Source organism: Shewanella sp. (assembly GCF_013214165.1).
Taxonomy (GTDB): domain Bacteria; phylum Pseudomonadota; class Gammaproteobacteria; order Enterobacterales; family Shewanellaceae; genus Shewanella.
Genome location: NZ_JABSSM010000018.1, coordinates 94,289 through 120,849 on the forward strand (window position 1 = coordinate 94,289; position 26,561 = coordinate 120,849).

Annotated in this window: 18 protein-coding genes and 2 pseudogenes; 14 read left to right on the forward strand and 6 right to left on the reverse strand. The window is 46.4% G+C overall.

Features of this window, described 5'->3' with window-relative positions:
- Window positions 1–797: 797 nt before the first annotated feature.
- Window positions 798–1,664 (forward strand): annotated as a pseudogene (locus HRU42_RS06150) (alpha-amylase family glycosyl hydrolase).
- A gap of 899 nt (window positions 1,665–2,563) precedes the next feature.
- Here the strand turns inward: HRU42_RS06150 and ettA are convergent.
- A complete protein-coding gene (gene ettA / locus HRU42_RS06155; RefSeq protein ID WP_295029564.1) occupies window positions 2,564–4,228 on the reverse strand; it encodes an energy-dependent translational throttle protein EttA in 1,665 nt (554 codons plus the stop codon).
- A gap of 276 nt (window positions 4,229–4,504) precedes the next feature.
- Here ettA and glyA point away from each other — a divergent pair, with 276 nt between their 5' ends.
- The 9 genes from glyA to HRU42_RS06200 all read left to right on the forward strand — a co-directional run bounded on the left by glyA (window position 4,505) and on the right by HRU42_RS06200 (window position 11,982).
- Window positions 4,505–5,761 (forward strand): serine hydroxymethyltransferase, encoded by a 1,257-nt coding sequence (gene glyA, locus HRU42_RS06160; RefSeq protein WP_295029566.1) that lies wholly within the window; start codon window positions 4,505–4,507, stop codon window positions 5,759–5,761.
- Window positions 5,762–5,877: 116 nt separating this feature from the next.
- The gene (gene nrdR / locus HRU42_RS06165) at window positions 5,878–6,327 is read left to right on the forward strand and encodes a transcriptional regulator NrdR (protein ID WP_295029568.1); all 450 of its coding nucleotides are present in this window, start codon (window positions 5,878–5,880) and stop codon (window positions 6,325–6,327) included.
- A 57-nt stretch (window positions 6,328–6,384) separates the two neighbouring features.
- A complete protein-coding gene (gene ribD / locus HRU42_RS06170) occupies window positions 6,385–7,527 on the forward strand; it encodes a bifunctional diaminohydroxyphosphoribosylaminopyrimidine deaminase/5-amino-6-(5-phosphoribosylamino)uracil reductase RibD (protein ID WP_295029570.1) in 1,143 nt (380 codons plus the stop codon).
- 3 nt (window positions 7,528–7,530) lie between these two features.
- The gene (locus HRU42_RS06175) at window positions 7,531–8,193 is read left to right on the forward strand and encodes a riboflavin synthase (RefSeq protein WP_295029572.1); all 663 of its coding nucleotides are present in this window, start codon (window positions 7,531–7,533) and stop codon (window positions 8,191–8,193) included.
- 108 nt (window positions 8,194–8,301) lie between these two features.
- The gene (gene ribBA / locus HRU42_RS06180) at window positions 8,302–9,405 is read left to right on the forward strand and encodes a bifunctional 3,4-dihydroxy-2-butanone-4-phosphate synthase/GTP cyclohydrolase II (protein WP_295029574.1); all 1,104 of its coding nucleotides are present in this window, start codon (window positions 8,302–8,304) and stop codon (window positions 9,403–9,405) included.
- Window positions 9,406–9,527: 122 nt separating this feature from the next.
- Window positions 9,528–10,010 carry a 6,7-dimethyl-8-ribityllumazine synthase gene (ribE, locus tag HRU42_RS06185; protein ID WP_295029575.1) on the forward strand — a complete coding sequence of 161 codons (483 nt, stop codon included), beginning with the start codon at window positions 9,528–9,530 and terminating at the stop codon, window positions 10,008–10,010.
- Window positions 10,011–10,018: 8 nt separating this feature from the next.
- Window positions 10,019–10,423 carry a transcription antitermination factor NusB gene (gene nusB / locus HRU42_RS06190; RefSeq protein ID WP_295029577.1) on the forward strand — a complete coding sequence of 135 codons (405 nt, stop codon included), beginning with the start codon at window positions 10,019–10,021 and terminating at the stop codon, window positions 10,421–10,423.
- Window positions 10,424–10,528: 105 nt separating this feature from the next.
- Window positions 10,529–11,488 carry a thiamine-phosphate kinase gene (gene thiL / locus HRU42_RS06195; protein ID WP_295029579.1) on the forward strand — a complete coding sequence of 320 codons (960 nt, stop codon included), beginning with the start codon at window positions 10,529–10,531 and terminating at the stop codon, window positions 11,486–11,488.
- A complete protein-coding gene (locus tag HRU42_RS06200) occupies window positions 11,488–11,982 on the forward strand; it encodes a phosphatidylglycerophosphatase A (RefSeq protein ID WP_295029581.1) in 495 nt (164 codons plus the stop codon). Before thiL ends, HRU42_RS06200 begins: the two co-directional genes overlap by 1 nt.
- A gap of 685 nt (window positions 11,983–12,667) precedes the next feature.
- Here the strand turns inward: HRU42_RS06200 and HRU42_RS06205 are convergent.
- On the reverse strand, window positions 12,668–13,699 hold the full coding sequence (locus HRU42_RS06205) for a transposase (RefSeq protein ID WP_295029583.1): 1,032 nt from the start codon (window positions 13,697–13,699) through the stop codon (window positions 12,668–12,670).
- Between the two features lie 617 nt (window positions 13,700–14,316).
- Here HRU42_RS06205 and HRU42_RS06210 point away from each other — a divergent pair.
- The 3 genes and pseudogenes from HRU42_RS06210 (at window position 14,317) to HRU42_RS06220 (ending at window position 18,389) form a co-directional block, all read left to right on the forward strand.
- Window positions 14,317–15,957: a DUF4041 domain-containing protein gene (locus tag HRU42_RS06210; RefSeq protein WP_295029585.1), complete on the forward strand. Its 1,641-nt coding sequence runs from the start codon at window positions 14,317–14,319 to the stop codon at window positions 15,955–15,957.
- A gap of 496 nt (window positions 15,958–16,453) precedes the next feature.
- Window positions 16,454–17,050 (forward strand): annotated as a pseudogene (locus HRU42_RS06215) (hypothetical protein).
- Window positions 17,051–17,438: 388 nt separating this feature from the next.
- Entirely contained in the window at window positions 17,439–18,389 is a 951-nt protein-coding gene (locus tag HRU42_RS06220) for a nucleoside recognition domain-containing protein (RefSeq protein WP_295029587.1), read from the forward strand.
- A 113-nt stretch (window positions 18,390–18,502) separates the two neighbouring features.
- On the opposite strand, the gene recN is transcribed toward HRU42_RS06220, so the two are convergent.
- The 4 genes from recN to barA all read right to left on the reverse strand — a co-directional run bounded on the left by recN (window position 18,503) and on the right by barA (window position 25,022).
- Window positions 18,503–20,170: a DNA repair protein RecN gene (recN, locus tag HRU42_RS06225; RefSeq protein ID WP_295029589.1), complete on the reverse strand. Its 1,668-nt coding sequence runs from the start codon at window positions 20,168–20,170 to the stop codon at window positions 18,503–18,505.
- A 138-nt stretch (window positions 20,171–20,308) separates the two neighbouring features.
- Window positions 20,309–21,307 (reverse strand): AEC family transporter, encoded by a 999-nt coding sequence (locus HRU42_RS06230; RefSeq protein WP_295029591.1) that lies wholly within the window; start codon window positions 21,305–21,307, stop codon window positions 20,309–20,311.
- A gap of 321 nt (window positions 21,308–21,628) precedes the next feature.
- A complete protein-coding gene (locus HRU42_RS06235; RefSeq protein ID WP_295029593.1) occupies window positions 21,629–22,234 on the reverse strand; it encodes a YjaG family protein in 606 nt (201 codons plus the stop codon).
- On the reverse strand, window positions 22,209–25,022 hold the full coding sequence (barA, locus tag HRU42_RS06240; protein ID WP_295029615.1) for a two-component sensor histidine kinase BarA: 2,814 nt from the start codon (window positions 25,020–25,022) through the stop codon (window positions 22,209–22,211). Before barA ends, HRU42_RS06235 begins: the two co-directional genes overlap by 26 nt.
- 99 nt (window positions 25,023–25,121) lie before the next feature.
- Here barA and rlmD point away from each other — a divergent pair, with 99 nt between their 5' ends.
- The gene (gene rlmD / locus HRU42_RS06245; RefSeq protein WP_295029594.1) at window positions 25,122–26,483 is read left to right on the forward strand and encodes a 23S rRNA (uracil(1939)-C(5))-methyltransferase RlmD; all 1,362 of its coding nucleotides are present in this window, start codon (window positions 25,122–25,124) and stop codon (window positions 26,481–26,483) included.
- Window positions 26,484–26,561: the final 78 nt, after the last annotated feature.

The following is a 26,561-nucleotide window of genomic DNA, read 5'->3' on the forward strand; positions in this document are numbered from 1 at the left end:
TAGATACCTCCGGCTACCCGATTATATGCTACATCACTTATCATCTGGCTTTAAAGGTGCCAATAAAAAGAACAAAATTAAACAAGCCCAACTAATAAACAAGCTAGCAAATATCCATGCGACTTTTTCTTTTCGCCCTACCTTATTTGATGTCGAAATGACAGAAATAGGAACTAGCCAGACTATACATAGAACTAGTAAAATTGGGAACCAAGATATAAATATATCCACCGATAACTCCTTTTAAGGGCATATAACGCCCCAATAAGGGGCTAAAATGTTGAGGGACGAAACAGCAAACTGTTTTTAGTCCTACTTAATTGGCTTGTTGAACGAAGCCGCTATGCGGCAGAAAGATAAATCCATCTCTATCTCCTTATCCTAAATACTTACTAGTGCAGGCCTTGTTAGGCCATTAATACTAGGAGTATTACTTTTATATAACAAAGAGGCGAACACATCCGAACAACAACGCTTTGATTATCTTTATGAACAACATCTTACCAACTTAACACTACAAGGCAAGCGACCCGCAACCATCGATGCTTATAGTCGTGCAGTACGACGTATTGCTGCGTACTTTGACTGTTGCCCCGACAATCTCACCGCCAATGCCAACACTTCAGCTACTAGTGGCAGTATTAATCCTGATGCGAGCGAAGAGGCTCCGGGAGATCTAAACTTGCTTGCCGGTGGCAATGTCACGAAAAGACAGGACAGCCATATCTTTTGTCTTTTCAGTTATCCCCTACTAAGCGTTAAGTTATCTTGATTTAGCTTTTTATGAGGTAGCTTTTATGACTTCAGTTCGCCGTAACTGATTGTTAGGGCTATATCGACTCAGAATCGACTACCTTCTATCATATAATAAATCGTTGTGTTAGAAGAGCCTACCTCTGCGGTGAGGATAAGCTGACAGGTAAGAGTTTCGAGCATAGACGCGGCTGGATTGTCGGCTCCCCTTTGAATCTATGGTTAAGGCTCTTTCTGCTATTTTTTGTATCGATGTCTGTGCCTATGCGGTGATGAATAATCACTATCATCTAGTGCTTAAAATTGACCTTGATAGAGCTAAGTCACTGTCTAAAAGAGAGATAGTTGAGCTATGGTGTAAGGTGACTAAAGGACATGATGTAGCGACAAAATACATGAATGGCGATGCCTTAATCGAGGGAGAGCGTCTATTGCTTGATGGTCTACTTGCTGAATGGCATGAACGTCTATCGAGTATATCTTGCTATTGATTCAATGGAGGGGTGAGGTGCCTCAATGAAGAGACTGCGCGTAAGAAAAATTGTGATGATAAATCAGCATCAACCTGGAGTGAGCCCCTCAAACCCCTTGCCAAGTTCGAAGGTGCTACCCACCTAGCGACTCCATCAGGCATCCCGTTTCATTTCTGTGATTATTTACAACTTATCGATTGGACAGGCAGAGCCATTAGGCCTGATAAGAAAGGTTTTATTGACTCAAGCCAACTTAAATTACTCAATGAACTTGGTATTGCACCCGATGCTTGGATAACCTCAGCGAAAGAGTTTCGCCGCCAATACAGTGGTATTAGTGGTCGTTGGGATGCTATGTGTGCTTTCAAAAAGCGGCATAACTGTGGGCTATGGTGTAAAGGTAAAGCCAGCAGCAATGCACTTCATCCATTTGCTTAGCAAGGTCTTCGGAAAGGCCTTCGGAAAGGCCTTCGCGGCTGAAGCCGCTCCTACATTAAAAGGCTGGTCGAGAAAAGCCAAATCGAAGAGATGACTTTCTCGGAACCAGAACAGGGTGTGAACGCGGCTGCGAGCTTCCGAAACAAGGTGAGGTATCACGAAGTGATACTCTCCGAACGAGAGGCTGGGTGAATATGGCATAGCCATAAGCTCATGAACGAGAAGCATGGTGAATATGGTATAGCCATAATCTCATGAACGAGAAGCATGGATGCTGAACTGGCCTTTTTATAGGGATATAATTGGCTGAACTGGCCTTTTTATAGGGACCTATTTTATCGAACTGGCCGTTAAACAGGGCCGGAAATGTTCCCTACATTTTTCGGCATTTCCTACTATCCATGTAGGTCAGATGTTTTGGCAGAGCCCACAGGGATGACTCTTATGAAATCAACAGCCGGTGCCTCGTAGCAGTGTTTACATGTTAGGGTCGTTCATTCACATCTGACCCATAGGGCCTGCGATATTCCAGATATCACTCGGGCATTCCCCACGTCCTTGTGGGTCAGATGGGAAATGTCTTGAGATGTAGGGAGCATCTCTGACCATGTGAGCACGACATTGGTGAATCTGACCTATAGATAGGAAATGTCTAATGTATGTCTGGAACATACAAGACCCTGCACAGCACCGCCGCAGGCTATAGATTAGAATGAAGCTATGGCATTCATGAAGCTAACCAAATACCAAACCAGCCAAATGAATCCAATTAAATGGATATTTAAGTAACTTGTTATCCGACAAGTAGACAATAACTTTATTGATAAAAACAAAAAGCCACCCTAAAAAGGTGGCTTTTTATTATGCTGAGCTACGAGCTACGAGCTACGAGCTACGAATTAGCTCATACGCTTGTATTTCAATCTATGTGGTTCAACCACATCGGTACCATACGTGTCTTTGAGCCAAGTCGAATACTCGGTGTAGTTACCCTCATAGAAGTTAACCTGACCTTCGTCGCGGTAATCTAGGATATGGGTGGCGACGCGATCGAGGAACCAGCGATCGTGGGAGATGACCATGGCGCAACCCGGGAACTCGAGTATCGCCTCTTCTAGGGCGCGTAGCGTCTCGATGTCGAGATCGTTGGTGGGCTCATCGAGTAGCAAGACGTTACCGCCGGACTGGATAAGTTTCGCCAGGTGTACCCGGTTACGTTCACCGCCCGATAGGGTGCCGATGATCTTCTGCTGATCGCCACCGCGGAAGTTGAAGCGGCCCACATAAGCGCGGCTCGGCACCTCTGTGTTGTTGATGCGCATGATATCATGGCCGCCGGAGATCTCCTGCCAGACGGTGTTCTTATCATCCATGGAGTCACGGAACTGATCTACCGAGGCCAGTTTCACACTCTCACCAATTTCGACTGTGCCGCTATCTGGCTGCTCTGCGCCGGTGATCATCTTAAACAGGGTCGATTTACCCGCACCGTTGGCGCCGATAATGCCGACAATGGCACCCTTAGGCACTGAGAAACTCAGGTTATCTATGAGGATTCGATCGCCATAGGACTTAGTCAGGTTCTTGACTTCGATGACCTTGTCACCCAGACGTGGCCCAGGTGGAATAAACAGCTCGTTGGTCTCGTTACGTTTCTGATAATCACTGGTGTTAAGCTCTTCGAAGCGTGCCATCCGCGCCTTGCCTTTCGACTGACGGCCTTTAGCACCTTGGCGTACCCACTCGAGCTCCTTGGCTATGGTCTTTTGACGCGCGCTCTGGGTGGCGGATTCCAACTTTAAGCGGGCATCTTTCTGTTCCAGCCAAGAGGAATAGTTACCTTCCCAGGGGATGCCTTCACCGCGATCTAGCTCTAAGATCCAACCCGCCGCATTGTCGAGGAAGTATCTATCGTGGGTGATGGCCACGACTGTGCCTGTGTAGTCTTTGAGGAAACGTTCCAGCCAGGCCACCGATTCAGCGTCCAGGTGGTTGGTGGGCTCATCGAGCAGCAACATGTCTGGTTTTTCAAGCAATAGACGACAGATGGCGACGCGGCGACGCTCACCACCGGACAAAACCGCTATCTTCTGATCCCAATCGGGCAGGCGCAGGGCGTTGGCGGCGCGCTCCAAGATGTTATCCAAGTTGTGGGCATCTTGAGCTTGTATGATGGCTTCCAGCTGACCTTGCTCCTTGGCTAGGGCATCGAAGTCGGCATCGGGCTCGGCATACAGGGCATAGACTTCATCGAGCCTAGTCAGGGCATTCTTGGCCTCAGAAACGGCTTCTTCGATGGCTTGACGCACGGTTTGTGACTCATCGAGCTTAGGTTCCTGGGGCAGGTAACCTATTTTCAGACCTTGCATCGGGCGCGCTTCACCTTCGATGTCGGTGTCGATGCCGGCCATGATGCGCAGTAGGGTGGACTTACCCGAGCCGTTGAGGCCTAGGACACCAATTTTTGCGCCGGGAAAGAAGCTAAGAGAAATATCTTTAAGGATTTGCTTTTTCGGCGGCACAATCTTGCCGACCCTAAGCATGCTATATACGAACTGAGCCATGATTAATTCACTGGGAGACTAAATAATGACGTGATTCTACGCGAAATCTACGCCATTTGAAAAGAGCTGCTTAGGGCGTCGAAATCAATAAATCGGATAAAAACAACCACTCATAGCCTTCACTGCTAATCTTACTGTTATTTTTTAGCCAAAAAGATGAATAATCCTCATGGTAAAAAGCAAGTGATTTCATGCGGTAAATGCTGGGATTGTGATCGATAGCAGAGTAGAATACCGCGCAACCCTACCTATAAAAATTTACAGCTGGAGTGACTAATGCTGAAAAAAGATATGAATATCGCGGACTACGATCCACAACTGTTTAAAGCGATTGAAGACGAGACTCGCCGCCAGGAAGAGCATATCGAACTTATCGCTTCAGAAAACTACGCGAGTCCTCGTGTTCTTGAGGCACAAGGCTCTCAGCTAACCAACAAGTACGCCGAAGGTTACCCTGGTAAGCGTTACTATGGCGGTTGTGAGTATGTAGATATCGCCGAAGACTTGGCTATCTCTCGCGCTAAAGAGCTTTTCGGTGCAACTTACGCCAACGTGCAGCCACACTCTGGTTCACAGGCAAATGCCGCAGTATTTATGGCCCTGCTTCAAGGCGGCGACACAGTACTAGGCATGAGCCTAGCTCATGGTGGTCACCTGACTCACGGTTCACACGTTAGCTTCTCTGGTAAGCTGTATAATGCGGTTCAATACGGTATCGATGAAACCACGGGTAAGATAGATTATGCCGAAGTTGAGCGCCTGGCTATAGAGCACAAGCCTAAGATGATCATCGCAGGTTTCAGTGCTTATTCGGGTATCGTCGACTGGGCTAAGTTCCGTGAAATTGCCGATAAAGTCGGTGCTTACCTGTTCGTCGATATGGCACACGTTGCCGGCCTGATTGCTGCGGGTATCTACCCGAACCCTCTGCCACACGCACACGTTGTCACTACCACGACCCATAAGACCTTAGCCGGTCCACGTGGTGGTTTGATTCTTTCGGCTATCGATGATGAAGCTATCTACAAGAAGCTGAACTCTGCGGTATTCCCGGGTGGTCAAGGTGGTCCCTTGATGCACGTTATCGCTGCTAAAGCGGTAGCATTTAAAGAGGCATTAGAGCCTGAGTTTGCTGTATACCAGAAGCAAGTCGTTGTTAATGCTAAGGCAATGGCAAAGACCTTCATCGAGCGTGGCTATGATGTCGTTTCTGGCGGTACCGATAACCATTTATTCTTGCTGGACTTGATCAGCAAGGATATGACAGGTAAAGATGCCGATGCGGCGCTGGGTCTTGCTAACATCACAGTGAATAAGAACTCGGTACCAAACGATCCTCGTTCACCATTTGTGACTTCGGGTCTACGTATCGGATCGCCTGCCATCACTCGCCGCGGCTTCAAAGAAGTCCAAGCGGTTGAGTTGACGAACTGGATGTGTGATGTTCTGGATGATATCACCAATCAAGGCACTATCGAGCGTGTTAAGCAGCAGGTGCTGGCACTGTGTGCTAAGTTCCCTGTTTACGGTTAACCTTTAAGGTTAATTCAGGTAAACTTCGATGGCCGCTACTTAGCGGCCATTTTTGTTAGTTTTTTCGTTAGAGTAAAAATGCCATTAGGTTTTTTCTCACTTATTTTGGAGGCTCGATGCATTGTCCTTTCTGTAGCGCAACCGATACTAAGGTGATCGATTCTCGTCTGGTGGCCGGCGGACATCAGGTCAGACGACGCCGTGAATGCGTCCTGTGTCACGAGAGATATACCACGTTTGAAGGCGCCGAACTGCTGATGCCCAGAGTGATAAAGCAAGACGGCAGTCGCCAGCCTTTCGACGAAGATAAACTCAGGGGTGGCATGCTGAGGGCGGTCGAGAAGCGGCCCGTGTCTATGGATCAGATAGAGCAAGCCCTGACTAAGATCAAGTCGACTCTGAGGGCTACCGGCGAGCGTGAAGTCAAGTCTGAGCTTATCGGCAACTTGATGATGGATCAGCTAGTGGGCCTAGATAAGGTCGCCTATATCCGTTTCGCCTCGGTCTACCGGGCGTTCGAAGATGTTTCCGAGTTTGGTGATGCTATCGCCAAGCTGCAGAAGTAAACCAAGTTTCAATCCCATCGCTGGGTGATTTTTTACACTTTTTTGGTCGGTGAACTTATGTGGTCAATAGAAGATACTGAATTTATGAGCCGTGCAATCAAACTTGCACGTCGAGGTTTATATACCACTCGCCCTAATCCCTGTGTCGGTTGCGTCATCACTCGAGATGAGCAGATCCTCGGCGAAGGTTTCCATATTCGCGCCGGCGGCCCCCATGCCGAGGTGCATGCCTTAGCCATGGCCTCCCAGCGCGCCGATGGCCTAGCCGCGCTTAAGGGCGCGACAGCTTATGTGACCTTAGAGCCTTGTAGCCATTATGGGCGCACACCTCCCTGCGCAGAGGCGCTGATTAAACACGGCATTTCTCGCGTGGTGGTGGCGGTAGAAGATCCCAATCCTCAGGTGTCGGGTCGAGGCATTCAGATGCTCAAGGATGCAGGGATTGAGGTCGATGTTGGCCTGCTGGGCGACGAGGCCGCGCAACTTAATCCTGGATTTATGAAACGCATGCAAAGCGCGCTTCCTTGGGTGACGGTAAAACTTGCCGCGAGCTTAGATGGCAAGACGGCCCTGAGTAACGGCGCTTCCAAATGGATCACCGGCCCTGAGTCTCGCCGTGATGTGCAGCGCTTAAGGGCGCGGAGTTGCGCCTTAGTGACTGGCATAGAAACCGTGTTGTTAGATGACCCCTCCCTCAATGTGCGTCACAGCGAGCTAGGCTTGTTATCTGATCAGCTTGATGCGGGCTCATTGCACCAGCCACTTAGGGTCATACTCGACAGCCGTGCCAGGCTTACGTCATCGGCGAAACTGTTTGCTATCACCAGTCCTATCTTACTGGTTTCTTGTGTCGATTATCCTCAGTCTGAACAGGACGCTTGGCCGGAGCATGTCTGCGGGATTACGCTGGCCCCAGATGATGAAGGCAGGGTTGACTTGTCGGCGCTGTTTTATCATTTGGGTAAAACCTGTAACTCGGTGTTAATCGAGGCGGGAGCGACACTGGCCGGCAGTGTCATTAGTCACAATCATGCCGATGAACTCATCCTCTATCAGGCGATGAAGCTGTTAGGCTCCAATGGACGTAATTTAATCTCTCTGCCTGACTATAGCGACATGGCAGACATTCCATCCGTCGAATTAATCGATGCACGTAAATTGGGTGATGACACCCGTTTGACGTTAAAAATAAGGTCATAATTCATGTTTACCGGGATCATAGAGTCAGTGGGAACCTTAAGAAAGATACAGCGGCTGGGTGATGATATTCGCCTCAACGTGGCGAGTCATAAACTCGACCTGTCCGATGTGCGTCTCGGGGATAGCATAGCCACCAATGGCGTGTGTTTGACCGTAGTCGAGTGCCTCAGTGATGGCTATGTCGCCGATGTTTCGGCGGAAACCGTGAGCCTGACAGGCTTTGCCAAATACCAGGTTGGTACCCGAGTTAACCTCGAAAAAGCCGTGACGCCAACCACAAGATTAGGTGGACACATGGTCAGCGGCCATGTTGATGGCGTGGCGAGCGTGGATGACAGGCAATACCGAGGCAAGGCCATCGAGTTTTGGCTGAGCGCACCGGTAGCGTTGGCCCGATATATCGCTCACAAAGGCTCAATCACCATAGATGGCGTCAGCCTGACCGTGAATGAGGTGCAAGACAATCGCTTCAGACTGACTATCGTGCCTCATACCGCGGGCGAGACGACCCTAGAGAGCCTCAAGCCCGGTGACACAGTGAATATAGAAGTCGACCTGATTGCCCGTCATCTGGAGCGCTTAATGACATACACCAATAAAGAAGCGCCGCAGCCTGAGTCTAATGTGACCATGGATCTGTTAGCTCGCTCAGGTTTTTTGCGTTAGACACTAGCAATACCTGTGAATAGAAGATTAAATTGCTAAAAAAAAATATCGGTTCATAGGTTTTTGCCTAAACCAGATACTCGAAACTATAAAATTTAAGGCCTTACAATGTCGTTACACAGTATAGAAGAGATCATCGAAGATATTCGTCTCGGTAAAATGGTTATCTTGATGGACGATGAAGATCGTGAGAATGAAGGCGATCTGATCATGGCTGCAGACATGGTCACGGCACAAGCGATCAACTTTATGGCGACTTTCGGCCGCGGACTGATCTGTCAGACATTGACTCAATCACGTTGTCAGCAGCTGAGCTTGCCCTTGATGGTCGTCAATAATAATGCCCAGTTTTCGACTAACTTCACCATGTCTATCGAGGCCGCCGAAGGCGTGACTACCGGTATCTCGGCCCAAGACCGAGCGGTGACTGTGTTAGCCGCGGTCGCAAAAGACGCTAAGGCCAGTGACATAGTACAGCCTGGCCATATCTTTCCCTTGATGGCGAAAGAGGGCGGCGTGCTTATTCGTGCCGGTCATACCGAGGCGGGGTGTGATCTAGCCAGGCTGGCAGGCTTTGAAGCGTCATCTGTGATTGTCGAAATTTTGAATGATGATGGCACCATGGCTCGACGCCCAGATCTTGAGGTGTTCGCCGAGAAACATGGTCTTAAGATGGGCACCATCGCCGATCTTATCGAATATCGCAATACCAAGGAGAGCAACGTGGTGCGTGAGGCTAAGTGTAAACTGCCCACACGTTTCGGCGAGTTCGATATGCTGACCTTCAGAGACACTATCGATAATCAGCTCCACTATGTATTGATCAAGGGTGAAGTTAAAGAAGAAGTGTTGGTACGTGTGCATCTGCAAAATACCTTCAATGATCTGTTGCACTCGGAACGTGATCAGAAGCGTAGTTGGTCTCTTGAGAAGGCGATGCAACGTATTGCCGATGAAGGTGGAGTCTTGGTGCTTCTGGGGAACCAGGAACACAGCAGCGACATACTTGCCAAAGTGAAAGCATTTGAGCTCGAAGACAATGGTCAGGCATCGACTCCAGCAAAATGGCAGGGCACGTCACGTCAAGTGGGCGTCGGCTCGCAGATATTAGCCAATATTGGTGTGACTAAGATGCGCCTGCTGAGCTCACCTAAACGTTATCATTCACTGTCAGGTTTTGGCTTGGAAGTGACCGAGTACATAAGTGAGTAGATAAAATTTTTCAAATTAAATCAATTCTTGTGGTTTGCATGGAGAACAACGCAAGGGGCTGTGATATCATACCGCCTCTTCCGTGTCAGAGCCGGTTAAATCAGCTAATTTAGGTAAGATAAATGAACATAGTTCAAGGTAATATCGAGTCGAAAAACGCCAAGGTTGCTATCGTAGTATCACGCTTCAACAGTTTTCTTGTTGAAAGTTTACTCGAGGGCGCGGTTGATACACTAAAGCGTTTCGGTCAAGTCGCTGATGATAACATCACAGTCGTACGAGTTCCCGGAGCCGTAGAACTGCCTTTAGCTGCACGCCGTGTTGCCGCTAGTGGTAAGTTTGATGGAATTATTGCGCTCGGTGCAGTGATCCGCGGTGGAACGCCACATTTTGATTTTGTTGCAGGCGAATGTAACAAGGGATTGGCTCAAGTTGCACTTGAGTTCGACGTTCCTGTCTCATTCGGTGTGTTGACTACCGATACCATAGAGCAAGCAATTGAGCGCTCAGGTACTAAGGCGGGTAACAAGGGTGGCGAAGCCGCACTTGGTCTGCTGGAAATGGTTAACGTCCTGCAAGAACTAGAACAGCATTTGCAAGATTAGGAATAAAGATGAAACCTTCTGAGCGCCGCAAGGCCCGCCGTTTAGCCGTACAAGCCATCTACTCTTGGCAGTTAAGCGGAAATAATATTGCCGATGTGGAGCATGAGTTTCTTACAGAGCAAAAAATCGATGGTATCGATGTCGCCTATTTTCGTGAGTTATTCACGGGAACGGCAACCAAATCCGCTCAAATAGATGAACTTATTATTCCTCATGTTGAGCGTCCATTTAACGAAGTGTCGCCCATCGAGAAAGCGATACTGAGAATGGCGACTTATGAGCTTACATTCCGCAAGGATGTGCCCTATAAGGTTGCCATCAACGAAGCTATCGAGCTGGCAAAGACATTTGGTGCAGAAGATGGCCATAAGTTTGTCAACGGTATTCTCGACAAGATAGTGGGTCGTAAGTAATACGAAAAACGGCATCTTAGGGTGCCATTTTTTTTGCCTCGCGAATCCAGTATTTCCCCTAAAATCAGATGTACTTATCTTATTCAGATACGGGCAGACTAATCCTTGAAAGAATTTCAATTAATCGAGCACTTCTTTAATCGCCGTGGTCAAACGCGCCGCGATGTCGAGTTAGGCATAGGTGACGATTGTGCTCTTGTCAGCGTCGCCCCCAATAAATCCATTGCTATCTCCTGTGATACCTTAGTCGAGAATGTCCATTTTTACCCGGATATTCCGCCTCAAGCCTTAGGCTATAAATCCTTAGCGGTAAACCTATCCGATCTCGCGTCCATGGGCGCCGAGCCTGCATGGATGACACTGGCATTGACCTTGCCCGATGTGGATGAGACCTGGTTAGAGCAGTTTAGTACCGGTTTGTTCGACGCCGCCGAATATTACGGGGTGTCGCTCATCGGTGGCGATACCACTAGAGGCCCGCGTTCGATCAGCATCACCATCAATGGATTAGTGCCCACAGGCACCGCGCTGACCCGAGGCGGTGCTAAAAATGGCGACTGGATCTATGTCACCGGCACCTTAGGTGACTCGGCATTGGGACTGGACGTGATACGCGGCATCAGGCGAGTCGATGTTGAATATAACGAGTATCTGATTAATCGTCATTATTACCCGACACCGAGAGTGTTGGCGGGGCAAGCACTGCGAAATTTGGCCTCGAGTGCCATCGACCTCTCCGATGGTCTGGCAGCGGATATCTTGCATGTCCTTAAGCGTTCTGCGGTCGGTGCGGTTATCGATGTGGCGCTATTACCGCTATCCCAGGCCGTAAAAGACTCAGTATCTGAGCAAGAAGCCTTCAGCTATGCCTTATCCGGCGGCGAGGATTATGAGTTACTCTTTACCGTTCCAGAGGCGCAGAAAGGCGCCTTAGAGACGGCGTTAGCCCATGCCTGTGTTCAATTTACTCAGGTTGGACAGGTAACGTCAGATAAACAACTGAGATTGATACGCAACGGCGAGCCATTTAATCTCACCAATATAGGTTTCGAGCATTTTTCCTGATGAATATATTTTCTAAAGACAAGGCATTAACTCATCTCTCCCTGAAGAATCCCATCCACTTCTTAGCGCTCGGGTTTGGCTCGGGCTTAGTGGCCAAAGCGCCGGGAACCTTCGGTACCTTGGCCGCTGTGCCATTGTTCCTCTTGATGGCCCCCCTGAGCCTACCCTGGTATCTGGCGCTCACCTTGTTGAGTGTGCTGGCGGGTTTTTATATCTGTGACAAGGCCGCTAAAGACATGGGGGTGCACGATCATGGGGCAATCGTATGGGATGAAATTGCCGGATTACTCATTACCATGATAGCCGCGCCTGCGGGTTGGCTCTGGTTAGTCATAGGCTTCGCCTTGTTTCGCTTCTTCGATATCCTTAAACCTTGGCCCATTCGTTGGCTCGATGCCAAGGTAGAAGGTGGCTTCGGGATCATGATAGATGACGTCTTAGCCGGCATCTTCTCCCTCGTGTGCCTGCAGGTGTTGGCTTACTATTTTGCTTAACGATTCATTTCGCTGTGAATGAAGCTGGGTGACATTTTCTGCTTTAGCTTCTAGCTGAGTTGATATTGGGCAGTGTGTTTTTGATTTTCTGCTTCATTGTTACTTATCACTTGCCGTGGGTGCCGTGCAGGGTCTTGTATGTTCCAGACATACATAAGACATTTCCCATCTCCCTATGGGTCAGATGTCATAGAGCGGCCATGTCATCGAAGCTTGCAGCTGCATCTACACCTGCTGATTGACAAGATAACTTGTCTCTTCGATTTTAGAGAGTGTGTGATTGCTAATTTGAGAGGTTTAATCATGACTGGCACCATGCATTCGCTACGTTGAATTTGAGGGAAGTTAACGTATTAAAAATCTTATGGGTGTCCACTTATCACGGTTGCATAAAACTCATCGTCTTGATGATTTAAATTAAAATAAATCATAGTCTTATATGCAATTTAGTACTCGCAATGTCAGCGCTGGTATGTGATCAATGGCATCATTTTTATGATGGATGGCTCGATAAATTCCTTCTTGCCTGAGTGCTGGGGTCACAATATTGTTCTTATTGGTTTTGCTCTCCCCCCTGTCTCTGAATTGAGCCTTTTTAAGAGTCAAGAAAGATATGCCTGTCCTGTCTTTTCAGCCTTTTAATGTAGGAGCAGCTTCAGCCGCGAAGGCCTTTCCGAAGACCTTGCTAAGCAAATGGATGAAGTGCATTGCTGCTGGCTTTACCTTTACACCATAGTCCACAGTTATGCTGCTTTTTGAAAGCGCACATAGCATCCCAACGACCACTAATACCACTGTATTGGCGGCGAAACTCTTTCGCTGAGGTAATCCAAGCCTCGGGTGCAATGCCAAGTTCATTGAGTAATTTAGGCTGGCTTGAATCAATAAAACCTTTTTTATCAGGTCTAATGGCTCTGCCTGTCCAATCGATAAGTTGGAGGTAATCACAGAAATGAAACGGGATACCTGCTTGAGTCGCTAGGTGGGTAGCACCTTCGAATTGGGCAAGAGGTTGGAGTGGCTCACTCGAGGCTGAGGCAGATTTATCATCATTGGGTTTAGTATTTTTATCAGAGGTACTTAGCTCGGTAATGCGCTCCTGAATAGACGTATAATCAGATGCTTGAAGTGTGTTCGCAATCCCGGCTCTGATAGGATTTAAATCCACGTACATCATGCATGCAAGGAGTGCTTGTTCATCGAGCAGGGCTTGGCTCTTAAAACGCCCCTCCCAAAAAGCGCCTTTACATTCATCTTCACGATTGGCCCTACGTGCTATCTCTTCATTAAGGCAGCGCATAAACCAACTAATACTCGATAAACGTTCCTGCCATTCAGCAAGTAGACCATCAAGCAGTAAACGCTCACCCTCGATTAAGGCATCGCCATTCATGTATTTAGTCGCTACATCATGTCCTTTAGTCACCTTACACCAAAGTGTGATCACCTCGCGGTTAGACAGCGACTTAGCTCTATCAAGGTCAATTTTAAGCACGAGATGATAGTGATTATTCATCACCGCATAGGCACAGACATCGATACAAAATATAGCAGACAGAGCCTTAGCTTTATCGACAATCCAGCCGCGTCTATGCTCGAAACTCTTACCTGTCAATTTATCTTCACCGCAAAGGTAGGCTCTTCTAACACAACGATTTATTATATGATAAAACGGAGTCGATTCTGGGTCGATAAGGGTTCGTCGAGCTGAAGTCATAGAAGCTATCTCATAAAAATCTAAATCAAGATAACTTAAAGCTTAGTAGAGGATAACTGAAAAGACAAAAGATATGGCTGTCCTGTCTTTTAGTCTTTTAACTGAAAAGACAAAAGATATGGCTGTCCTGTCTTTTAATAGAAGCTACCTCATAAAAATCTAAATCAAGATAACTTAAAGCTTAGTAGAGGATAACTGAAAAGACAAAAGATGTGGCTGTCCTGTCTTTTTTTAATAGAAGCTACCTCATAAAAATCTAAATCAAGATAACTTAAAGCTTAGTAGAGGATAACTGAAAAGACAAAAGATGTGGCTGTCCTGTCTTTTCTATTGGCTGTCCTGTCTTTTATTGATACTTTAAGTTAAAATAAATCATAGTCTTATATGCCATTTAGCACTCGCGTTGTCAGCGCTGGCATTTGATCAATGGCTTCATTTTTATGATGGATGGCTCGATAAATTCTGATAAAAAGTTTTTCATGGACAAAGGCAACATAATACAGATTGGAGATGGTATTAATGAAAGAAAGTTTTTAAGCTCTTATTCTGGAGAAAATAAAACGTATGTTGATGAAACACTAGAGATAGTTTATTCAAATTAAAATGAGGATATTTTGATGGAACAAGATGGTTCAGGAAATACAATTGCAGTAATTATTACCCTTTTAATATTTTTCACACCTCTTCTATTAGCGTGGCTATCAAAGCAAAAGCGAAAAAAAATTGAAGCTGAGCTTGAGAAAAGTAAAGCAAAGCTGAATGATGCCGAGAATCAAGTAAAAGAGTTAAATGATAAATATAGCCTTATCATTGATATGGAGTTACATACTCAGCAACTACTTGATGAGGCTGAAGAAGCAGCTGCATCTAACATTTCCGAATCAGAACTTATTCTTGGTAAAGCAGAGGCTGAAGCTAAAGAGCTTTCAATTACAAGTCATTCGAAAGCAGAAGCACTGGTTATCGATGCTGAATTAGAAGTGGTTAATATAAAAGCTGAATCTAAAGAGTTAAATGTTAAAGCAAATCACAAATTAAATGATGTAAAAGAAAAAGTAATTTCATTAACGAACGAAGCGCATGAAGAAGCAAATCGTATTATTGAGTTAGCAAAAGTTCAGGCACAAAAAATTGCTGGCGATGCATATGATGCTAAGTTAAAAGCTGATTCATATGAGTCTGCAATTAGAGCTATGAAAAATACAATTGAAGGATATAAAGATGATTACATCATACCCAATCATTCAGTATTAGATGACTTAGCGGAAGAATTCAGCTTTAAAGATGCAGGAGAGCAGTTAAAGCAAGCACGTAAGCGTGTAAAAGATATGGTTAAGCAAGGGCATGCTGGTGATTGTGATTATGTTGAAGCACATAGAAAGACTTACGCAATTCATTTTGCTGTGGATGCATTCAATGGGAAAGTTGACTCAGCATTAGCAAAAGTTAAGCATGATAATTTCGGTAAAATTAAACAAGAAATCATTGATGCCTTTGCATTGGTAAACCACAACGGAGCACCTTTTAGAAGTGCTCGAATTAATCAAACATTTTTAGATGCTCGTCAGGAAGAACTGAAATGGGCTGTTTCTACACATGAATTACGCCAAATTGAATTGGCAGAGCAGCGTGAAATAAAGCAACAGATTCGGGAAGAAGAGAAAGCTCGAAAAGAAATGGAAAAGGCAATTAAAGAGGCTGAAAAAGAAGAACGTTTGATTCAGAAGGCCTTAGAAAAAGCTAGAGCTGAGTTAGCTAATGCAAATGAAGAACAACGCAAAGAGTTTGAAGCGCAGCTAGCAGACTTAGAAGGCAAGTTAGAAGAAGCAGAAGAAAGAGGGCAACGAGCACTCTCTATGGCACAGCAGACACGACGTGGTCATGTTTATGTGATTAGTAATGTTGGTAGCTTTGGCGAAAACGTATTTAAAATTGGTATGACTAGACGACTAGAGCCATTAGATCGAGTGAAAGAGCTTGGTGATGCATCAGTACCATTTTCTTTTGACGTTCATGCAATGTTGTATAGTGAAGATGCACCAACTTTAGAGAAAGAACTACATCGACGCTTTAATCGAGAATCGGTAAATAAAGTGAATTCGAGAAAAGAATTTTTCAGAACATCGCTAGCTGAAATTAAGCAAGTTGTAGAGTTGCAGGGTGTTACTGAGGTTCACTGGACAATGAAAGCAGAAGCCGCCGAGTACAGAGAATCTCTTGCTATTGCAGCAGCGGAACAAGAAGAGAATGTAGCATAGACTAACAACAAAAAAGCCCAAGGCTATCAACCTTGGGCTTAGTGTTAGCAGATTCATCAAGTTACTATTTTGGCCTAGTAGGAGCAAGTCTTTTAGGCTTATTACTCCCCGAATGTCCTAGTGATGGGTCTATAGGAACTGCATTTTCTAAAAGCCAACCATCAAGAAAGTGATCTAAGAACTGTGGGTTTTTCTCGAGTAACTTACGTAAAAGGTAAGCAGTTTTAACATTAAACCTGTTATATTGAACTCCGCATCCAAGTATCATTGCTGGCTTTATTCCTTACTCATCAAAATAGCCATAACAACCATCGGTATCATATTGATCCCAGTTTCGCATTTGATTTCTGTAGTAAGTGGCAACGTGTGAGTCAGGTGCCTCGAAATCTCGGTCTGTGCATTTGTAAGTCATTAGTAAATAGAACCACCCAGAGTTCATTGTGCATTTTCTATCCTCCTATTAAGCTTTGGTTATTAGTCGAAGTAGGAGGTTGTTATGCCCCGTCCCAGAAGAACTCAGATTAGTATTGAAGATACGCCTTGGTATCATGCAGTCACAAGATGTGTGCGCAAAGCTTGGCTCACAGGAGTCGATCCTAATACGGGTCAATCCTATGAACATCGACGAGAATGGGTTGAATCTCAGTTGCTTAATACAGAAGCCGTTTAAGCGATATACCTTACTAACGCTTTCAAACGAGTTGAGATGTTTAAATGAACCTATCGCTCGTATGGCTAATAAAGAAGATAAGTGTACCGATCGTTTTGGGAGGGGCATTTCACCTATTTCCTTTTGTAAGAGTCAAGCTCTGCTCGATGAAGCCGCGGTTTTGACCTGTATGGCTTTCCCTTCATGGGCAATGAAAGTTCGTCTAAGATACTCAACAGGTTGAATATCTTACCAGGTAACTGAATAAAGATGACCTCTGACTTTGGTAAAATATTTCATGGTCCTGTTGGCAACTAGCTTGAAAAACACCGAAACCAAGAGCTTAAAAATTACTGCGACCATCTACAGAAAAGACGTCGTCATTTTGCTAAGTGCTGCAAGTACCTGGAAGATGGCTGCGGTGTTTTTCAAGCTAGTCATTAGCTAATTTTCCCTCCTTCTCCAATTATTTTCATTTAAACAGCTTGAGTGCACTAGCCCTGCCTGAAAATCGATATTTAGGCTAGAAATCCCCCGTTCGGCGATGGTAATGGACAGAAATTGCAGTTATATCGGTAATCACTGAGCTTTGTTGTCGTTGAACTGAAAGCTCGTATTGCCGCATTAAATTGTTGATTTATTGTGGCTGGCTTGATTCAAGAAGTCCATAGGTTGGTGACAACTCGGGCAGCATCGTATCGCACTGTGCGTTTAACCTCGGGTAATGTAGGCAATGTCGCGTAAATTTTAAGTGAATAGTGACAGCATCTTGAAAAACAATGGGTTGGCGATTATTCTAGTGCCCTGAAAATGAATGATAAAAGTAGTCCCCATGTACTTTAAGCAACTAAAAACGCTTTTCGAAGAAATATTACGTGTTTACCTGACACTATTAAAAGTGATGGTGCCCGCTATTATTGCAGTCAAAGTGTTAGATATGTTCGGCGGCACTCAATGGCTGGGTAAGATGTTAGCACCATTAATGCAATTTATCGGATTACCGGAACAGCTAGGACTGGTTTGGGCGACCGCTATGTTAACCAATATCTTTACCGCTATGGTGGTGTTTGTCGATGTCACTGGGTCACTCGAACTGTCGGTTGCCCAGGTATCGGTTGTTGGGATTCTGATCTTGCTCTCCCACGCAATCCCCATAGAAGGGGCTGTGGCAAAAATGGTTGGGGTGAGTTGGCGTATTACCATTAGCTTAAAGATTGGTGGTAGCTTGCTGTTGGCGGCGCTGGTTAACTGGCTATATACTATTTTAGATTATCAGCAGCAGCCAGCGGTACTGCTTTGGCAAGGCGAGCCACAACAGCAGAGTATGCAGCAATGGGCTCTCGAACAGGGTCAGTTGTTGATCACTATCTTCTTCATTATTTCGGCATTGATCATCTTGTTACGGATCCTAAAGAAGTTAGGACTCGAAACCTTGTTGCAGACATTGCTCTCACCTCTGTTTAAATTGCTCGATATCACCAAGGACGCCAGCAACATTACCATCACCGGTATTACCCTGGGTTTAAGTTATGGTGCGGGATTAATGATTGCTGAAGTAAAGAAAGGCAATATTAGTAACAAAGATATCTTGCTCTCGATTTGCTTCTTGACCTTAGCCCACAGCTTAATTGAAGATACCCTGTTGATCTTAATGTTAGGTGCCGATGTGTTAGCCATATTATGGATACGGATCGTGTTTGCTGTCGTTGTAGTGGCGCTAATGGCACGATTTATTGCCTTGAGAGCCGCTATTAATTTAACACGCCAGACCGAAAAGCATTAATCATATTAATCAAAAATAGATCAAGTAAAATAACGTAGGCATAGTGCACCTTCGGGTTGGCTGATGAGTGCCTTATTGCTGAGTTATAGCAATAAGGGTCATAGAATGTGGCCTTATACCGCTTGGTATAACAGCTCCTTAGCGTTGGCTAATGTGTTGCTAGTGATCTCATCGCCGCCCAGTAAACGGGCCAGCTCTGCGATGCGTTGATTTCTGTCCAGTGGCATCATGGATGTTTCTGTCTTGCCAGCCTTGCTCTTCTTATCGACAAACATGTGCTGGTGTCCATTGCCGGCAACTTGGGGGAGGTGGGTCACACACAGCACTTGAGTGGAGTCTCCTAACTTTCTCAGCATTCGTCCCACTACTGCCGCAGTCGCGCCCGAAATTCCCACATCGACCTCATCGAAAATGAGCGTAGGTGTCGATACTTTTTTGGCGGTAATAACTTGGATCCCCAGGCCTATTCTGGATAGCTCACCACCCGATGCGACCTTAGACAGGGGCTGAAGAGGCTGTCCTGGGTTGGTGGTGACGAGAAATTCTATGCTGTCACAGCCATTGGGTGAGCTGAGTTCTTCATTGAATGTGACCGAGATAGAAAACTTCCCCTTGGGCATGTTCAATTCATGGATAGACTGAGTGACCTGCTTGTCTAACTCTTTGGCATAACGACAACGGCTCTGATTGAGTTTCTTGGCGTGTCCCAGATACTTGTCTCGACTGGCGGCAACTTGTTGCTTTAGCATGTCCAAGGCTTCCTCGTCTGAATCTAGGCTGCTCAGTTCTGTTTTCAGTGTCAGATGGTGGGCGGCCAGCTCGCTCGGGCTGACATGATGCTTACGCGCCAGCTGCATGGCTTGGGTTAATCTCTGTTCTAAGTGGGCAAAATGCTCTGGATCCAGTTCCAATCCCGCTAGGTAATTCTCTAATTCGCTACTGCTCTCCTGAATTTGGATCAGGGCTTCGTTAAGCATATTAACGACATTCTTCAGCAGAGGGTCATAGGACTCTAGTTCCTGAGCTTGAGTGATACCCGCGTTGATCAAGGATTCGACGCTGCCCTGATCATTATCCTGTAAGATAAACAGCTCATTTTTACAGGCTTCGATCAGTGCAGTGCCATTAGCGAGTTTCTTATGCTCAGTCTCAATCTGTTCAAATTCTCCGGGAGTAAGGTTAAACTCATCGAGCTCTTCTACTTGATACTGGAGCAACTGCTTGCGGGAGATACGTTGATGTTGTGACTGAGTTAAGGCCTTAAGCTCTTTTTCTATCAGTTTACAGCGCTGGTAACCGGCGGCGACTGAGTCGAGTAGCATTTTATGATTGGCGTAGCTGTCTAACAGAGTCAGCTGATGTTCATTCTTGAGCATGGCATGGTGCGCATGTTGACCATGAATGCCAATAAGCAGTTGGCCAAGATTTTTAGCCTGTGATAAGGGCACCGGATTGCCATTGATGTATGCCCTGGAGCGACCATCGCTGCCAACCGTTCGCCTGAGTATGCAGTCATTATCGTGGTCGAGATCGTTATCTTCGAGCCAACGTTTGGCAACCGGGATATCATTCAATGAAAATCTGGCACTCACCTCGGCTTTCGTGGCCCCCGGCCTTACCGTGCCTGCATCGGCTCGGTTACCCAGACACAGACCCAGGGCGTCAATTGCAATCGATTTACCCGCACCGGTTTCACCGGTAATACTGGTCATTCCAGGCTTGAAGTCCAGTTCTAGGAAGCGGACTATGGCGAAATTATTGATGCTGAGTTGGCAAAGCATAATGACATCCCTTTAATGTACTGTGTTTTTAAACAGTATATACTGATTTTATATACAGTAAAGCTTTGAGTGAATAGTGTTCAATATTATGATTGCTCAATGGACACTGAGCCGTGTTTTCACTCTCAGCTTAAAAGGTCAACCGCGCACTAGATAATCTATGGTTGGCAGGGTCACGAGACTCAGCACGGTCCCTAACATGATAGCCTGAGCACTGATACTGGCTTTCACTCGGTACCTCTGTGCCAGTAAGAACACACTGGCTGCCGTGGGTAATGCCGCGAGCAGCACACCCATGATTAACCAGTCTCCCTCGACCCCAAAGGCCATTAAGAGTACATAGGCCAGCCCTGGTTGTATTACTAATTTGCACACATTAATCCAGCTCAATTCGGCGATATGCTCAAGCCTGCCTTGTTTAGCCGCCACTCGAAAAGCCTCACCTGGGCGAGCCGACGTCAAAGGGAGTTCTTGCCCTGCGCTTGCTTTGGCGAGCACCATGCCTATCGCGAATAGGGCACAGGGGCTAGATGTCATGCCTATCTGGCGTAACATTATCGATAACGATTCATTGACTTGAATGTTGAGGGCCGAAATTGCCATGCCTATGCAGCTGCCAATCACAATCGGGTTTTGTAGCAGAGACTGAAAGATGACGATCAGGGGGGAGACCTGTTTCTGTCCTTGATACAACTCGATAGTGACCAAGACCAGGGCAAACATGATGACAGATAGCAGGGTCGCGATGGCGGCTGCGGTTAATGCGTTAGCATTATCCGGAAACAGTATGCTCAGTAGAGGCATGCCGATAAAAGCGCAGTTACCGAATGTGGTGTTTAGCGCCCTGAGTGAGGCGATATCTGTGCGGCCTTTGTTGGTGATATGGGACACCAAGATCACCAAAATATAGGTGAGTACCATAGCCAAGCTATAACCGCCAATAAATCCCCACTGTAAGATCCCTTCGATGGGCGTTTCAGCCAAGGCAATCAGCATGATAGCCGGAAATGCGATGTAATAGACGTATTGGTTTAATACTTGATCGCTATCCGGTGACAGGATCCTGCTTTTCTGGATAAGCGAGCCTAGTAACATGATCCCAAGTACGGCAAACAATGGAGTTAAGATAGGTGACATCAATACCATCCCTAATGTGAGTCGTAAGACGAGGTGTTTGTGTTGTTTCTAGTCAAAATAACACAGTTTTTCATTGGGATGCTATTAAGCTAAGGTCTAAGGGCCTGTTTGGATTTTGCTTGGTGGCGCCTCAGTTAGAGATATTTTTTTGGGACTTGGGCTGGAATATGGCCCTTCATTGGCGGGAGAATGCCAAGGGGCTGAAAATGTTGACCCGTCTTCTTAATGCAAACAGAGAGCCCAGTCTAGTCTGCTCACCTAAGATGAGTTTCCAAGTGTCTGTCAGGCCCTCTAAATGCTGGTAGTTATATCAATTTTGCGTTATTTCTCGGTCAGTCCGATACCTATGTTTGATACGCCCGCGGCGATGATCTCTTTTCGCAACGATTTTACAAAGTCGGCATTCAACTTAGGATTGTCTTCGATCAGTTGCAGTAGTGTGTTTTGCAGCTCTTTCTCTTCTACCATGACCTCATGATTAAAGATGTAGTCATCGAACGCATCATCGTCGAGTTCGACATCGGAAATTGCTTCTATGTAGTTGGCAACTGTGCTCGAAGAGAGTTTACTGATGTTGACGATATCTTCTTCGACTTTACTCTGTATGGTACTCAAGAGGGCGATGATCGCCGTGGTCGCGTCCATGGCGGGGTAGACCCCATAGGCATCGAAGTTGGCAGGATCTGGAGTGATTAGCTCTAATCTTTCTAGGTAGATATCAATATTGAGCTTTAACTTTTTATCGTAGATAGATTGCCATAGTAGGCTAAGTGCAGTATCGAGTACTTGTGGATCTCCAAACTCACACACCTCTGAAAAAAGTTGATAGTTAGGCAGCATACGTTGGCACAATGCGATGGCGAATACTTTCTTCTGTTGCAAGTCTAACGCTTTTACGCGTTTAAAGAAGCCGGGTTTGTTTGTCATCTAATACATCCGTTGATAACTGTGATAACACTTGATTTGCCGCCGATTCTACCTTAGTTAGTTCATCAAGTAACTCAAGTATTTCAGGTTCCACCTTGGCGATACCTATTCCTTGCTTTAACCGCGATTCTATCTCATGGCAAAGTTTCTGTGTCGTGGGTACGCCGCAGTAACAACTGGCGCCATGTAGCTTATGTACTGTGGCGAGCATCTGTTTCTCATCGAAGTTATCTAAGCTGTCTTGGAGCTGTTCAGAGGTTTCAGGGAGTGACTCCAGCAACATCTTAAGCATATCCAGGGCTAAGTCTGTCTTATTATTTGCCTGGGTTAAACACAGATCCCAATTTAGGGTGAACTGATCGAAGTGGGTGAATCTGGGACGGGTCTTCCAACGGCTGATGACACTTCTAAGCGAGGCTTCATCTATGGGTTTAGGTAAGTAGCCATCCATACCACTTTGTTCGATCCGTTCTCTCTCTTCGGCGATTGTGTGTGCCGTCACCGCTATGATAGGCGTGTTACGATTGAGGGAGTGTTGACGTATCTGTTTCGTGGCGCTGATGCCATCTGTGCCAGGCATCTGTATATCCATGAATATAATGTCAAAACTACGCTCCTGAGCCTGCTTGATGGCGCCCAAGCCGCTATTGACAACCGTGACTTGGCTGACGACTTCTTTTAGCAAGGTATCGATGAGCTTTAGGTTTGCCGGATTATCATCGACAGCCAGTACACTCATGGCTTCTCTCGAAATCGGCACGGGAGGCGTGTACTCTTTGAGTAGTTGCTGGCTTTCTGAGTGAGGTTGAGGATCTATCAAGATCTGAGCCAGTACCTTCTCGCCTATTGGCGCCGACACTAGCTTATCGACAAAGGGCAAGATGCTGTGGAGTTCATGCTGCTGATCTGTGCCGATAAAGACGAGATAGCGACACCTGGTTTTTATCTTTTCCAGCTGTGAGGTGATATCACAGCCTTTGTCCAGCCCCTTGTTGCTGATCAGGGCGTAATCATAAAGGGTATCGTGCTGAGTGAAATGATGCTCCAGCTGCTCACTGGAGCGAATGTTAGTCAGCCGCATTCCCCAATGCCTTACCAGGCGATCTAAGGTGTTGTTAGACAGCTCTCTGGATTCAAGCAACAAGATAGTCTTATTGAGCAGTTTATCCACCGATTGGACCTGACCTATTGGATATAGGCTGGTGTTGAGAGGGAGGGTGAACCAGAAGGTTGACCCCGTATTGGGCTTCGAATGACAGCCTATCTGGCCGCCCATGCGGTTGATCAGTCGCTTAGTGATGATAAGTCCAAGACCCGTGCCGCCAAAGCGACGGGAAATGGATGAGTCTGCCTGGCCAAATGCCTGAAAAAGCAATTCTTGCTGATCCCCATCGATACCAATGCCGGTATCGATGACTTCGCATCTTAGATTGACCTTGTCATCGGTCGATTCGGTCAGCTGTAGTGTTAAATGCACGCTACCACTATCGGTGAACTTGATGGCATTACCCACCAGGTTAGTGATGATCTGGCTAAAGCGCATCGCATCGCCGGAGAGGTCTTCCGGGATCGATTGGTCGATATCTACCACTAACTCAATATCCTTGTCACGGGCACTGTTAGACAACAAGGTGATGGTATCGTCTAAGGTTTCTCTCAGTGCGAATGGCATGTTCTCCAACACCATTTTACCGGCTTCGAGTTTCGAGAAATCTAAGATGTCGTTGATGATCCCCAGCAGATTCGTCGCGCTTTTTTCTATGGTATTGACATAGTCCTGCTGACTCGAATGCAGCGGCGTCTTGAGCAGCTGTTTGGCAAAGCCTATGACGCCGTTGAGCGGAGTCCTTAATTCATGGGACATGTTGGCAAGGAATTCTGATTTTATTCGACTCGCCTCTAATGCGCGTTTCTTGGCGAGATCCAGCTCGACGTTCTGGATCTCGATCTGCTCTAAGGTTTCCCTTAAATCCGAGGTGGCCTGATCGATATTTTGCTGCATCTCTTCGTGATATTCGGACAGGGAACCTGCCATGGCGTTAATGCCACGTTTGAGCAGATCCAGCTCGCCGATCAAGTTACCATCTACCCGGGTATCTAGCTTGCCTTCACGGATCTTAGCCACGACTCGTACCATCTCAGTGATGGGTTGAGTGACGTTTTTAACCAGTCTGAAGGTGAAGAGTAAATTCAGCTGAACACCGATTAACACGATAATAAAGGCGGCAACGGCGGCCCTATGTTGCTCGAGTAGTGCATTCTCTTTATTGACTAATACCGCGATATAGCCGAGCTTAACGGCGAGCAGGCGTTCGGTATCCTTGTTTTCATCGGTATTAAGGTGAAGTTCATTATCGGATGAGAAAATAGGCGTGCGCAGTATTATGCTGTCACCGACTTGTTCGAGCTGAGTGTTGAGTAGGCTGGTAAAAGGCTGATCGTAGCGCATCATTTCATGATTTTTATAATGATGTGAGGTGACTATGACACGATTATTGGTATCGAAAATGGCAATAAACTGCACTAAAGAGGCTTTATTTAGCTGGATGGCTGTGATCAGTTTTTTGGTACTTTCAAAGTCGTTGTTCTCAAGTCCAATGGCAGCTGCGATCGCCAGTGGCTCAATAATATTACTGCCTTGCTCTATGAGAGTTTGTTCGAGTTCATAGAAACGATTTATGGTAAAATAGCTGCCCAGTAGCACACCAACTAGAATCGTCGGCGCTAACGCGAGTACAAGTACCCAAGAGCGGAGACTGTATTTCGTCATGTTATCGGCGTTATTCATTAAGTTAGCTGATTCTACCTGTATTATTGACAAACGTGTCACTAGACTGCCAGAGAATAGGCGGTCTTGGCCAGTATTATTATCGATTTAGAGGCCTCAATGGCACAGTTTTTTAAAGCAAAACCAAATAGTTCTAAGCAAATATCAGCCAAAATAAGCTTAGAGGTGACTCAGCTCGATCATTTGGGGGCGGGTATTGCTCATCAGGATGGCAAGATTATCTTCGTGCCAGGGGCGTTACCGGGAGAGAGCGTGACAGGGCAGTTGACCGAGCAGAAGAAGCGCCATGCTCGTGCAACATTGCAACAGGTCGTCACGCCGTCTCCGGATAGAGTCGCGCCCAAATGTGCTCATTATGACCAGTGTGGTGGCTGCGACCTGCAACATCTGGCAATCGATAAACAACGTAGCCATAAACAAGATGCCCTCATCAGTCTTATGGCTAGACTGGGTCAAGCACAAGCCGAGACATTGGCCCCGGCACTGATAGGCAAAGAGTGGGATTATCGACGCCGTGCCAGACTGGCGACGTTTTATGATAGAAATACTAAGCACACCACGCTGGGCTTCAGGGCTAAGGCGAGTAAACAAGTCATCAAGATAGCGCATTGCCCTGTGCTGGCGACGCCTCTGTCAGACCTGATCTTACCCTTGTCTAAGGTGCTCAATCAGCTCTCGGGTAAGAAAGCCTTGGGTCATGTGGAACTCATAGAAGCCAATAATGGACATTTTGTGGTGATCAGAATGACAAAAACCATGTTGGATAAAGACAGCGAAAAGTTGCGAGCATTTGCCCTCAGTCACGGAGTTAGCCTGATAATACAAGGCAATGAATCAGATCTGACCTTGCTCAGTACTGAGTCCAAGATGCTGGAGCTTGGCTCAGATGAACTGCCCTATTATGAGCTGGATAACGGGGTTAAGCTGAGTTTTACCCCAGGTAATTTTGTTCAGGTCAACGCCGAAATCAATAATGCCATGGTCAATCAAGCCGTGGACTGGTTATCCGTCGAAGCCAATGAGCGGGTGTTAGATCTCTTCTGTGGCGTCGGCAATTTCAGTCTGCCACTCGCTCACAAAGGTGCCGAGGTGATAGGTGTCGAAGGCGTGCCTGAGATGGTGCAACAAGCCAGAATGAATGCCAAACTGAGCGGCTTAGATAAGGTGTCTTTCTTTCATACCGATCTTAGCGCCGACCTTTCTAAACAGTCCTGGTTAGGTAAGGTAGATAAATTACTGCTAGACCCAGCCAGAGCCGGGGCGTTCGAGAGTCTGCAATGGCTGCAGAAAATGAAACCTAAATCCATCGTTTATGTGTCATGTGATCCGGCCAGTCTGGCGCGAGACAGTGAGTCTCTGTTGAAGCATGGTTATAAGTTAACCAGGCTAGGTTTGATCGATATGTTTCCTCAAACCCATCACATTGAGGCCATGGCCTTGTTTGAATTGTATAGTGAGTAACTAATTAACCCTTGAGTCAAGGTTTGTTAATTGACATTGGAAGCGGAATGTTCAAGATAGGCATTCGGTGAGTAGGGA